Annotated in this window: 11 protein-coding genes; 9 read left to right on the forward strand and 2 right to left on the reverse strand. The window is 40.1% G+C overall.

Going from position 1 to position 13,337, the window contains the following annotated elements; genetic code table 11:
• The first annotated feature begins 49 nt into the window (after positions 1-49).
• Together MST20_RS01095 and lepB are read left to right on the forward strand one after the other, a co-directional pair.
• A complete protein-coding gene (locus MST20_RS01095) occupies positions 50-661 on the forward strand; it encodes a TVP38/TMEM64 family protein (protein ID WP_043927307.1) in 612 nt (203 codons plus the stop codon).
• A gap of 12 nt (positions 662-673) precedes the next feature.
• Positions 674-1,192, forward strand: a complete 519-nt coding sequence (lepB, locus tag MST20_RS01100; RefSeq protein WP_128822839.1) for a signal peptidase I — start codon at positions 674-676, stop codon at positions 1,190-1,192.
• 143 nt (positions 1,193-1,335) lie between these two features.
• Here the strand turns inward: lepB and MST20_RS01105 are convergent, their stop codons facing one another.
• A complete protein-coding gene (locus tag MST20_RS01105; protein ID WP_243939476.1) occupies positions 1,336-3,111 on the reverse strand; it encodes a S8 family peptidase in 1,776 nt (591 codons plus the stop codon).
• A 432-nt stretch (positions 3,112-3,543) separates the two neighbouring features.
• Here MST20_RS01105 and MST20_RS01110 point away from each other — a divergent pair, with 432 nt between their 5' ends.
• Positions 3,544-4,785: an MFS transporter gene (locus tag MST20_RS01110; RefSeq protein ID WP_243939478.1), complete on the forward strand. Its 1,242-nt coding sequence runs from the start codon at positions 3,544-3,546 to the stop codon at positions 4,783-4,785.
• A 40-nt stretch (positions 4,786-4,825) separates the two neighbouring features.
• Here MST20_RS01110 and MST20_RS01115 read toward each other — a convergent pair whose 3' ends face one another.
• Entirely contained in the window at positions 4,826-6,439 is a 1,614-nt protein-coding gene (locus MST20_RS01115; protein WP_243939480.1) for a PucR family transcriptional regulator, read from the reverse strand.
• 470 nt (positions 6,440-6,909) lie between these two features.
• Between MST20_RS01115 and MST20_RS01120 the strand changes: the two genes are divergently transcribed.
• From MST20_RS01120 to allD (MST20_RS01145), 6 genes are all read left to right on the forward strand, one after another.
• Positions 6,910-7,173 carry a hypothetical protein gene (locus MST20_RS01120; protein WP_243939482.1) on the forward strand — a complete coding sequence of 88 codons (264 nt, stop codon included), beginning with the start codon at positions 6,910-6,912 and terminating at the stop codon, positions 7,171-7,173.
• 5 nt (positions 7,174-7,178) lie between these two features.
• The gene (gene allB / locus MST20_RS01125) at positions 7,179-8,543 is read left to right on the forward strand and encodes an allantoinase AllB (protein WP_243939484.1); all 1,365 of its coding nucleotides are present in this window, start codon (positions 7,179-7,181) and stop codon (positions 8,541-8,543) included.
• A 620-nt stretch (positions 8,544-9,163) separates the two neighbouring features.
• Positions 9,164-10,393: an allantoate deiminase gene (gene allC / locus MST20_RS01130; protein ID WP_243939486.1), complete on the forward strand. Its 1,230-nt coding sequence runs from the start codon at positions 9,164-9,166 to the stop codon at positions 10,391-10,393.
• Positions 10,394-10,416: 23 nt separating this feature from the next.
• Entirely contained in the window at positions 10,417-11,205 is a 789-nt protein-coding gene (gene allE, locus MST20_RS01135; RefSeq protein ID WP_243939488.1) for a (S)-ureidoglycine aminohydrolase, read from the forward strand.
• Between the two features lie 15 nt (positions 11,206-11,220).
• A complete protein-coding gene (gene allD / locus MST20_RS01140; RefSeq protein WP_165426583.1) occupies positions 11,221-12,249 on the forward strand; it encodes an ureidoglycolate dehydrogenase in 1,029 nt (342 codons plus the stop codon).
• Positions 12,250-12,275: 26 nt separating this feature from the next.
• Entirely contained in the window at positions 12,276-13,325 is a 1,050-nt protein-coding gene (gene allD, locus MST20_RS01145) for an ureidoglycolate dehydrogenase (protein WP_243939490.1), read from the forward strand.
• The last annotated feature ends 12 nt before the right edge of the window (positions 13,326-13,337 follow it).

Below are 13,337 nucleotides of genomic sequence, written 5' to 3' on the forward strand. Positions count from 1 at the left end.
TTGATTTAAAGTGTAGAATAGAAGTAGACAACCGCCCTGAGGAGAATCAATGTTGGAGCAATTATTCAGCTATTTTACAGAAGAGAATTTAACAGAGTTTTTTCAGAGCTACAGGGCTTTTGGTCCTTTTGTAGCCGTACTGCTGCCGTTTATTGAAGCGCTGCTCCCGTTTTTACCCCTGCTCGTGTTTGTTGTCGCCAATGTAAATTCGTTCGGTTTATGGCAGGGGTTCCTGTTGACGTGGATCGGGGCATCTTTAGGCTCTATAGCGGTTTTTCTTTTTATCCGCCATTTCGGCCAGCAAAAAGCACTTGGTTTTATCCGCAGGCATCCATCCGTAAAAAAACTGATGATCTGGGTGGAAAAACGGGGCTTCGGTCCGCTGTTTCTCCTGCTTTGCTTTCCATTCACGCCTTCGGCGGCGGTAAATGTTGTGGCCGGACTTTCGAGAGTCAGCCTGCTGCCTTTTTCACTGGCGGTGCTTTGCGGCAAGTTCGTGATGATTTTTATGGTGAGCTTTGTCGGCCATGATCTGAAGGCGCTTTTTACCCAGCCTTTGCGGACAGCTGCCGTGATCATCGTCATGCTGATCTTATGGTACGCCGGAAAACGGGTTGAACATCGTCTGAACGTGAGATTCAGCCAGAGAGAGAAAGACTAGGGGGACACAGAATTGAAAAAGCGTTTTTTGGTCATAGCCGGGGTGCTGCTTGTCATCGTCATCGGGATTCAGGTCAAAAATGCCGTTTTCATTGAATATAAAGTAGAAGGCGTCAGCATGAATCCGACCTTTCAGGAGGGCAATGAACTTTTGATCAACAGGTTCGCCCACCACTTTAAAACGATCAGCCGATTTGACATCGTGCTGTTTAAAGGACCTGACAAAGATATATTCATTAAAAGGGTGATCGGGCTTCCGGGCGAAACCCTCCGGTATGAAGATGATCAGCTGTATATCAACGAAGAAAAGATCAAAGAGCCTTATCTGGACGATTTAAAAGCCGTCACTGCCGGAGGGGACTTGACAGGGGATTTTACGCTGAAGGAAGTGACCGGAGAAGAAAAGGTGCCTGAAAACGAGTACTTCGTCCTCGGGGACAACCGGATCCACAGCTTTGACAGCCGCCATTTCGGCTTTGTTTCAGACCGGGACATCGTCGGGATTGTGACGGAAAGAATTGATAAAAAGTGATTGGAGAATGCGGCGGAAAGCAAGCGGCCGGCCGAAAGGAATACGATTTCGCAGATGTCGTGTCCGAAAATGTCAATTTGCAGAACAGCATCAAAAAAGACGTATTCGCAAGAAAAGCCCGGGATTCCGGGCTTTTTTTCTTGCTATTTCAGTTTGATCGCATTGATTCGTTTTTGCAGCTTCGTTTTTTCGGCGGATGCTTTCAGCTTGCTGACCGCTGATTGTGCTGCCGATTTTGTTTTTTTCGTTCTCTTTTGTTCAGCCGTTTTAACTTTGGCTTTCGCCGCTGCCACTTTTTTGTTATAGGCTGCTGCGGCTTGCTTTTTTGCGGTGTTGAGCTTTTTTTGCAGATTTGATTTGTCTTTTCCGGCAGGCAGCTCATTGATCGCTTTTTGCGCTTTGCCAAGGTTTGAGTTTGTGGCCGCTTTTTCAGCTTTGGCAACGGCCTGCTTTGCGGTGTTCAAGAGGCTTGAGCGGACCGCGTTGACCCGTTTTTGCAAATTTGTTTTGAAAGTGCCGCTGTCGAGTTCATTGACCGCTTTTTGGGCTGCGTCGGCATTGGTTTTCTTTTTTTGCTTCTCTGCGAGTTTCACTTTGCTTTCGGCTGTCTTTTTAAGCTGCTCTTTAACAGCATCGAGCCTCTTTTTTAAAGCGGTTTTATCGGCGTTTGCAGGCAGCGGTTCGATCGCTTTTTGCGCGGTTTGAATGTCCGCTTTTTTCTTTGTCTTTTCCGCTTGTCCGACTGCTTTTTGCGCTTTCTCCAACGGCTGTGTGATCTCTTTGAAGCGGATTAATCCGTAGCCGAACAAATGATCACGGCCGGGAGCGCCCAAGTCGCTTGTATAAATCTGCATTTTCTTGCGCAGCTCAGCATTTGAAGCGGTTGGGTACAGCTGTTTCAAAAGAGCAAACATTCCGGCGACGTGCGGCGTTGCCTGTGAAGTGCCGCTTCCGATTGCATAGCCGCGGTCGGAAGATGTACTGATAATCGATGTGCCGGGAGCGGCAAACTCGACGGCGCTGCCGGTGTTGGAAAATGAGGCGATCTGATTTTTTTCATTGGTGGCCGAGACGGCAATGACGCTGCTGTAGGCGGCCGGGTAATAAACGGATTTTTCGTTTCCGGCATTTCCGCTCGCGCCGACTAAAATCATTCCCCTTTTGTACGCTCTATCTACTGCATCGTGGAGAACTTGACTGTCGCCTGAAACGACGAGGCTCATATTGATGATATCGATTCCGTGCTGGATCGACCAATCGATGCCTTGTAAGATGCCTTTCAGATCCCCCGAACCATTTCGGTCCAGCGCTTTTACGGCATAGAGCTGCGCACCGGGCGCGATGCCGTTGATCCCCCGTCCGTTATGCTTCGCTCCGATGATTCCGGCAACATGGGTTCCGTGGCCGTTATCATCACGGTATGAAGCGGTATAGCCGACCATCGATGCACCGCCGGCGATTGACAGCTCTTCATGGGGGGAAATCCCGCTGTCAATAACCGCGATCTTCACTTGTTTTCCGGTCAAACCTTTATGCCAAGCCAGTGCGGCTTGAATCGGCTTGATGTTCCACTGTGAAAACGCGGAGGCGGTTTGCGCTGTACTGCTGGAGACAGCTTTTAGAGCAGTGCTGTCGGCAGCAGCTACCGGGAGGTTGTCTTCGACATACAGGACGTCGGGATCTTGTTCAAGTTCCCGCACTGTTTTGTCGTCCGCAGTGACAGCAGCTGCGGGAATGTGCCGGTAAACGTGTTCTACCGTGTCTGCTTGTTCGATGACGTTTTCTTTTCCGCTGGCATTTTTATATACGACAATGACTTCGTTTTCCTGCTTATTGCTTTCCGCTTGAATGCGGGGTGAATTTGCGAAAAAACCGACGAACATTGCAGCGGACACCGCGATTTTCCATAACTTTTTCATCAGGCTCTCCTCCTTATTTAGCGGCATTCGCTATATATATCGGAGAATTTTTGAATTTTCAAAGAGAAAGAAAGCCGGTCTTAAAGGCGCCCGTCGTGCACCTTGGTTCTTGAAATGTTAAGAACACTGTTATATCAACGTTTGTGGAGCCTTTCTGTTTATTTGGGAAGTGCTTTTTTTATTGAACAGCTCTTAAGTGTTTGCTTGTAAAATAATATGTTAATCATTAGAAATGAGAGAGCTGGGAAAAATAAGATCAGCTTCTATCGATGAATCATTCCATCGATATTTTAAGCAGACACCTTTTGTCTAAAATGTATAATGTTACTTTTGTTTTTGTTGAAAGTGAACAATGTTATTGACTGGCTTATAACCTACAATTTAATTAAATAAAAAATATAATTAAATAATAAAAAGGGAGCGTGTCATACCGTGGAAAAAACAATGAAACATGACCCCGATTATTACAAAAAGATCATTATTGCATTGTGTTTAGGGTGGGTAGCTATTTGGATTTATCGTACAATCCTTACGCCAATATATCCACAGATTCAAGAATCATTAGGAAATATTAGTGACACACAAATGGGGTTGGTTGCTTCTATTTATTTTTTTGCCTATACGGGTATGCAAATTCCGTCAGGAGCACTTGTCGATAAATTTGGACAGAAAAAGGTGTTAATTCCTGCATTTATCGTTTTTGCGCTGGCTGCATTTGTAATTGGCACAAGTTCAACTATCATGCAAGTATACATTGGTTCGTTATTGGCTGGTATTTCGACTGGTTCATATTACGGTGCAGCCTTTTCCTTATCAGCGAAACATACGCCAAAAGATAAAAAAAGCTTTTCCAATGCGATTATAAATAGCGGTTCAGCATTAGGAATGGTCATTGGACTAATCGGATCATCGGTTTTAGTAGGCGGTTTTGAAATTCAATGGAATTATATGCTTTTTATAACGGCTATCGTTATCGTAGCTGTAACATTTGTGTTTGTGTTGTTTATTAAACAAGATAAAACATCAGATAAGGAAGCGGCTGAAGAGAAGAAAGATGCAGTACAAAGCACAGATAGTCAAAATGAAAGCTTATTTTCTCCAAGACAATTAGTTGTATATTTTGTATATTTTGCAACATGCTATGGCTATTATATGATTGTCACTTGGCTGCCATCCTTTCTTGTAGCAGAAAAAGGATTTGCTCAAGGTTCAGTAGGATATGTAGCTGCACTAGTTGCGGTCACTGCAGTACCTGGTGCTTTGATTTTTACTAAATACATAGACAAACATGCACATTTGCGTCTGCGTTTAATTTTATTTCTATTAATTGCTGCAGCAGTAACAATTAGTTTGACAGTATTTGCACCAAATCCTGCAGTGCTGTATATTGCATTAATTTTATATGGCTTATTAGGCAAACTTGCGATTGATCCAGTTTTAATAACCTATGTATCTGATTCCGTATCAGGAGATAGAGTGGCCAGAGCATTAACTCTCTTTAACTTCTTTGGAATGAGTTCATCTGTTATTGCACCAACACTTACTGGTTATATTGGTGATGTAACTGGCTCGCAAGTATTAGCATTCTATATTGCAACTATACTTCTTGCAGCGGCAGCGTTGCTATTTTTCCTTGTGGTGATGTTAAGACAGAATAAAACAGCAGCTAACTAAATAAATAGAAAAGAAAACTTCCGGTGGTTCTCCTTTTGATTTACAACGATATTTTCTCTGAAGCAAATAATGCCAATCGAATGCTCAGTGATGTATCAGGAGATTCTACAGATTGACCTAATATTTCTTCGCATTTTTTAATACGATATTTCACAGTATTACGGTGAATAAAAATATCCTCTGAGGTTTTTGTAAGATCACATTGGTTTGCCATATAGACATTTAACGTAAACCTTAGTTCTTTTTCTTTCATTGTTTGGGGATAAGCTAATGGACCGAGTGTATAAATGATAAATGGTTTTAATTTATTCGTTGGAATGAGTTGTAATAATTCTTCTACGCTTTTAGATTTATAGGGTTCTACAAATTCTATTTCGCCTTGTTCATATTTATTATCATAAGCCTCATTCGCTTCGAAAAAAGACAGTGGTAATTGTGAAAGCTCGGAGACCTCATTACCAATGCCAAATGAAAGGGAGCTATTAAAAAATAGCTGATACTCTTTTTGGATATATCTGCAGTATTCCAAATAATAATGATGTCTTCTTTGTAAAAGTAACGTAAATCTGCGTTCGCCCTGAGACATATATATACTAATGGAAGGGTCAATCTCAGTAAACTTATGCGTTAACCACTCAAAAGTCATCTGATATCGCTCATTTAAGTAGGCGCTATTTTCTACATTCTTTTCTTTGTCAATTCCGCAAATTATCACTTGGTAAAATTCGGATGGTTGAATGTGATATTTTTTTAAAAGGTCGGTGTGTTGTGTTAGTGAAACAAGGTTATCAGGATGTTCGGACATCAATGATGTAAAAAAATGGTTCGTATCCTGCTGCTCTGCTTCTTTGATTTTACTATTTTTATAAATTGCGAGACTAAGTGTGTTCACTGCTTGTTCTATTGTTAATAAACTAAACGGATAGTTGAGCAAATTAACATTTGAAATCATTAAATAATACGGAAAATATTTAAATGCAGGAACCTTAAATATGGCGTATTCTTCCTGAAAAACACCATTGTGATTTGGCTCGATTTGCTCTGAATTTAAATATCTTCGGAAATAATTAAGGTTTTTTTGAACATGTTCTGAGTGTTGATGAAAGTGATGACTCGCTGACTCAACTTGATGAAAAGAATTTAGCAGCATGACAGGAACCTTTATAAGTCTACTTAAACGTTCAATCATCATGTTCAAGCTTAACCCTTGCATAAGCATAGCATTTAACTCTTGTTGGATATCTAATGCGAAGTGTAATTTTTCTGTTTCTTCATCCAGGATAAATGACGATATATGATGAGTAATGGAACCCAAATTCCAACTTTCTGGAATTTCAATAATTGGGAATTTTAATTTGTTTGCAAATGCAATAACCTCATCATCTAATTTTTTTAAAAATCGGGATAGCTTGATACCTAGACCAGCAACTTGTATATCATTTAACTCACTAATAAGACTGATTAGTCCGGATTGATCATCCTGATAGCTCATTCCTGTTGTGACGATAAGTGAGTGCGGCGTTGTAAAATTTTTAATATCAGGCGTTTCTGTAATATCAACCATTTCTACCACTCGTTCCAAATCGCCCTGCTCATTCAGCAATGTTAAATCTGAAAATTGCAGTACAGATAATATTTCTTTTAATGTTGTCATAAAGGCTGCCTCCTTATCTTTGTTAGAAAAAGATAAAATAAAAATGAAATATGTCAGATGTTACAAGGATAACTTTTCAATCTGATCGTACACTGTTTTTGAAGGTTATTATACGTATAATCCTTTAGTTAAAAATATTAAAGGAGAATCATTATGCTTCAACATGATTCTTCGTTTTTTGAAAAGCGTGGTTATAACAAAGATATCATGTCGAAGATCACTTGAACAAAGAAATTCATCCTCATTTTTTTAACGTTGGGGGTGGGAGCAGTGCATAATATTCGGAATTATATAGCTGTTGGTGATGTTTTACAATTAGGATTATCACCGTTTCAAGTAATGGTATCTTTTGTTGGATAGCTTTATGACTTGTTGCGAACGGATACACAGGTTCAAAATATGTCATCCCGTTTTTATGCATTTAAAGCCATACCTATGGTGATACAGGTGTTAACTGTCAGGTGTATGACGTGGAGTTGCGGCTTGGATTTCCTGGTTCACACGCTTTATTAATGAATAAGATTTTCCCGTTTTCATTGATAGTGGGGCGGGGCTGCCATTTTAGGTTTTGCTATTCCGGGGTTAATAGCTTATTTGTTATCGGTGAAACATTAAATAATTGCTATCTTAAAGCTAATGATTTGCATTTTTTGGTGGTGTGGCTATCTGGGGGATTAATGCCGGCGGTTGCGAAAGGCAGTATTTTATATCCAACCATTAAAAGAGGAGGATGATTTTAATGAATTTTGATTCAATTATCAAAAATGGATTAGTCATTCTGGAAAATGGTGAACAAGAAGTCGAAGTAGGGATTAAAGATGGCAAAATCGCAGCAGTCGGTCAAGATTTGGGTACAAGTGCAAAAATTATCGATGCAAAAGGATCGATTGTATCTCCAGGTATGGTTGATGCACATGTTCATATTACAGAGCCGGGCGGCGGCTATCGTGATGAATGGGAAGGCTATGACACAGGAACACGTGCATCTGCAAAAGGCGGTGTCACGACGATCATTGAAATGCCATTAAATCAAGTGCCAGCAACGGTAGATGAGAAATCTATTCAAGAAAAATTTAAAGCTGGGAAAGGAAAATTATCTGTAGACGTTGCGAGTTACGGCGGTTTAGTACCATTTAACTTGGATGGGGGTATTCAAGAGTTAGATAACAATGGTGTTGTCGCATATAAATGCTTTGTAGCAACATGTGGTGACCGTTCTATAGAAGGAGATTTCATGAATGTGGATGACTATTCCCTCTACGAAGGTATGAAACAAATTGCGAAGACAGGCAAAATATTATCTGTCCATGCTGAAAATGCTGCAATTACGGACAAGTTAGGGGAAATAGCATCTAAAAATGGTGAAACCTCATTACGTGCTTATGTAGATTCTCGACCCGTATTTACTGAAGTAGAGCCGATTAGAAAAATAATTCTGTTTGCGAAAGAAACGGGATGTCGTGTCCACATCGTTCATATCGCTTGTGAAGAGGGCGTAGATGAAATTGTCAAAGCACAACAGGAAGGGGTCGATATTACATGCGAAACATGTACACACTATTTATATTTCTATAAAGAAGAACTGGACAATATCGGACCAGTTGTAAAATGTTCTCCGCCAATCCGTGAACAATCACGCTTAGAAGGCATGTGGAATCGGGTATTAAACGGAGATATTTCATTCGTTACATCAGACCATTCACCATGTACCCCAGACTTAAAAGCCACGGATAATGCATTTGAAGCTTGGGGGGGTATCGCAGGTATACAAAATAATGTTGACGTATTATTTGATGAGGGCGTGCAAAAACGTAATATGTCATTATCCAAATTCGCAGACATTATTGCTACAAACCCTGCGAAACGTTTTAATCTAACATCAAAAGGCAGTATTGCAGTAGGGAAAGATGCGGATTTCGTATTTATTAAGAAAGATGCACCTTATGAATTAAAAGCTGAGGACTTGGCATATCGACACAAAATTAGTCCGTATATTGGCCGCAAAATTGGTGCTCAGGTAGTGAAAACAATCCTTCGCGGTGTCGAAATCTATGATAAAGAAAAAGGGATTTCAAATGAAAAAGTAGGAAGATTTATTCCTTGAGTGACGGACTAGCTATCCCGTCAGGAATTTGAGGCATAGAAAGATGTGAAGGCGTCCTGAGAATGTGTTTACACTCGGTCATCAATTTCTTATGTGAAGTGAGCATGGCAAAGTTGCCTTCACCACAATCTCTCGCTACTACAGCAGCTGTTCATCAAATTGAAAACGAGTCAGGTACAGCCTGGAATTGCCTGCTCGTATGTATCCTGACTCTTGCCATATCATTTATGATGTAATGAAACAGATAAACTACCCTATAAATCAATGGTTTTTATTGATTTATAGGGTAGTTTTTTTATTTGCATTTGATGGGTAAGAGAGATGTGTCGCACCCATCTATATATTGTTAAGCGGGCGATCTGTGATTTTTCTTTAGGAGAAATTCGATGCAAATTTAATTTGTTATAAAGCGTATTTTTTTAAGTTTTTATGTAATCGAAAGCCAACAGTTTCTTTTTATCTCTGGCATTAGACCATTATTTACATACCTTAAATTGATTAAAAGGTGTCTTTGTTAAAAGTGCATAAAATGTTTTTCCATTATTGTTGGTTATGTCAATGAATGGTTGTAAACAGGGTTCTATGATGAAAGTAAATAAAAGAAGGGGGGAGAAAAAGAAATGGATATTCAATCAACCTTTGAAACGTTGGATAAGAAATTCACAAGTTTTGGCGGTTTAGAAAAAGGGGGTATTACGCGTCTGTTATACTCTCCTGAATGGATTGATGCAGTTCGCGAACTGGAAGCAACATTCAAGGAAGAAGGTTTAGAAGTAAGCTTTGATGATGTTGGGAACTTATCTGGGCGTCTTGTTGGAAGTAAATATTCTGAAGAAACTATTTTAACAGGATCACATATCGACACAGTTGTTGAAGGTGGTCATCTAGATGGACAATTCGGTATCTTATCTGCACTGGTTGCTGTGAAATATTTAAAAGAAAAATATGGACAACCATTACGAACAATAGAAGTATTATCGCTCGCAGAAGAAGAAGGAAGCCGATTTCCATATACATTTTGGGGAAGTAAAAACTTCTTTAACCTAGCCAAAAAAGAGGATGTTGCCACAATAGAAGATGCTGAAGGAATTAAATTCGAAGATGCTATGCACGAATCCGGTTTTGATTACCGTCAAACAGATGATGTTCGTGACGATATTAAAGCATTTGTTGAAGTACATATTGAACAAGGGAAAGTATTAGAGACGGAAAATAAAGCGATTGGTGTTGTAACTGGGATTGTTGGTCAAAAACGTTACTCAGTTCACTTGAAAGGTGAAGCAAACCACGCTGGCACAACACCGATGTCATTACGAAGAGATACAGTTGTTGCATATAGTGAGATTGTAACAGACTTAACGAAACGAGCTAGAGAAATTGGGGAGCCTCTTGTATTAACGTTTGGACATGTCACCCCTGTTCCAAACACGGTAAATGTCGTTCCTGGAGAAATTACTTTTTCGATAGACTGTCGTCATATTGATCAACAACTATTAAATGATTTTGCGAGAGAAATTGAAGATAAAGTTAAAGCGGTGGCAGAAGCAAACAGCATGGCTTATGACATTAATTTATGGATGGATGAAGCACCGTCATTGATGGATAAAGAAATCATTCAAATAATTGAACAAGCAGCTAAGGATAATGTGGGGGACAGCTATAAATTGATGCCATCCGGTGCAGGTCATGATGCGCAAATTTTTGCGAATTTTGTCCCTACAGCAATGTTGTTTGTACCTTCTATTGGCGGAATCAGCCACAATACCAATGAAGAAACGAAGATAGAAGACCTTGTGAAGGGGATTGAAGTATTGAAAGATGTATTGTTTGAACTAGCTTATAAGGAATAATAAAGAAAAGGAGCCAGATACTCATGAGTTACTTAAATCATAATCAAGGATACAGAGAAGGTTTATTAGAAACACGTTCAGTAATAAAAAAGGATCATTATGCGGTAATTACACCTGATGGCTTGGTTAATAATGTTGTACCTGGCTTTGAAGATTGTGATGTAACCATTTTAGGATCCCCGCGTTTAGGTGCAAGGTTTGTCGACTATTTGGTAACAGTTAAAAACCAGGGGGGAAACAAAACCGGTTTTGCCGGTGATGGTATCCAATCCTTTGTGTATGTTGAATATGGTAAAATCAACGCTTTTGCGGACGGTAAAAAATACGAATTAGCAAAAGGCGGATTCTTATATGTACCTCCACACCTACAATTGACGTTTGATAATAATAATAATGGTGAGGATAGCCGTTTGTTTTTATACAAAAAGCGTTATCAGCAGCTTAAAGGACATACGCCCGAAATTGTTGCAGGTAATGTGAATAACATCAAACAAGAAGCCTATGAAGGGATGAAAGAAGTATTAATTCAAGATTTACTGCCAAAAGAAATCGCATATGACATGAACATTCATATTCTTTCATTTGAGCCGGGTGCTTCGCATGGTTACATTGAAACGCACGTTCAAGAACATGGTGCTTATATATTAAGTGGACGAGGAGTTTACAACTTAGACAACGAGTGGATGCCAGTTGACAAAGGTGACTATATTTTTATGGGAGCTTATACGCCGCAAGCAACCTATGCAATTGGTTTGGATGAACCATTCTCTTATATTTATTCAAAGGATGCGAATAGAGATATTAATCTATAAAGAGGGGCAAATTTAATGAGTGAACCGTTAGTGTATGTAGAACGTAATCATCTCCGGCAGCTAATGAAAGATAAATTAGTGAAAGCAGGCTTACCTGAAAAACAAGCGGATAAAACAGCTGACTTACTCATTTTTGCAGATGAACGAGGTGTTCACTCACATGGTGCAGTGAGAATGCAATACTATTCCGAACGTACATTAAAGGGTGGATATAACCTGAAACCCAACTTCAGCTTCGAAAAAACGGGTCCGGCATCAGGGATTTACCATGGAGATAATGCGTTAGGGCATTATGTGAGTTATCAAGCAATGAAAAAGGCAATCGAATTAGCAAAAACATCAGGTATCGGTGTTGTCGGTGTAAAAGAAATGGGACACAGTGGTGCGATTGGTTATTATGCACGTCAAGCAGCATTAGAAGGTATGGTGGCATTAACAGTATGTCAATCTGATCCCATGGTCGTGCCATTTGGCGGTACCGAACCGTACTTTGGCACCAACCCAATTGCTTTTAGTGCGCCTAGAAAAGATGATAGTCCAATAATTTTTGATATGGCAACAACGGTACAAGCCTGGGGGAAAATTTTAGATGCTAGAAGTAAAAACAAATCGATCCCAGACTCATGGGCAGTTGATAAAAATGGAGCACCAACAACAGACCCGTTTAAGGTAAATGCATTATTACCGATGGCTGGGCCTAAAGGATACGGGTTAATGATGATGGTTGATATTTTATCGGGGAGTTTACTCGGCTTGCCGTTTGGCAAGCATGTCACTTCCATGTATAAAGATTTATCAGAGTACCGTCGCCTAGGGCAGCTTCATCTCGTAATCAACCCTGAATACTTTGGTGGGCAGGAGCAATTTCTGGAGAAAATATCTCAAATGGTTGATGAATTACATGACAACCCGCCTGCTGAAGGATTTGACAAAGTGTATTATCCCGGTGAAATTCAAATAAATGTGATGAAACAGTATAAAAAAACAGGTATCCCAGTTACAAAGGAAATTTTAGATTATTTAGAGTCAGACAAAATTTACTAATCTTGTAATAGAAGGGAGGGGATCAGATGCGTGTATCTAAGCAGGAGCTGTTTCATTTAATCAAACAGAAGCTAATCAAAGCTGGATTAAATGAAGGAGCCGCACACGATGTTTCAGATGTATTGACATTCGCCGATCATAGAGGGATCCATTCCCATGGTGCAGTACGTGTGGAATACTATGCCGAACGAATCGCAAAAGGCGGTATTACAGCAAACCCAAACTACACATTTGAACAAACAGGACCTGCATCCGCTGTCTTTAGCGGAGATAATGGTCCAGGTCACCAAGCAGCAAAACAAGCGATGGAAAAAGCAATCGAAATAGCAAAAAATTCAGGTGTTGCTGTTGTAGGCATGAAGAATATTTCGCATAGCGGTGCATTGGGTTACTTTGTTGAAATGGCAGCAGAACAGGACATGGTTGCTTTAAGTATGTGCCAATCAGATCCAATGGTCGTACCGTTTGGAGGAACAGAACCATACTTTGGCACCAATCCAATTGCTTTTAGTGCACCATCGGCTGATGAACGCATGATCACATTTGATATGGCGACAACTGTTCAGGCATGGGGAAAAGTATTGGATGCCAGAAGTAAAAATGAATCGATCCCGGAAACATGGGCAGTAGATGCAGCCGGTGCACCAACAACGAATGCAAGAGATGTTCATGCACTTGTGCCAATTGCTGGTCCAAAAGGTTATGGATTGATGATGATGGTGGATATTTTATCGGGCAGTCTTCTGGGAGTACCTCATGGTGTCCATGTATCCTCCATGTATCAAGACCTGACAAAAGGCCGCGATTTAGGGCAAATTCATATTGTGATTAACCCCGCATACTTCACAGATTTAACTGCTTTTAAACAACAGATTTCGACGATGCTCGATGAATTAAAAGCACAACCGGCAGCAGAAGGCTATGGAGAAATTTATTATCCGGGTGAGCGCGGTAAATTAAGAAGTGCCAAATATGATAAAGAAGGAATTGAAATTGTAGACGACCTTTATAACTACCTCGTTTCAGGCGATGTTCATTACAATCGCTATCATGGAAAGAATAGATTTGCAGAATAACAAAATGGAGGA

The sequence above is a fragment of the Bacillus sp. B19-2 genome, from assembly GCF_022832475.1.
GTDB lineage: Bacteria > Bacillota > Bacilli > Bacillales > Bacillaceae > Bacillus > Bacillus paralicheniformis.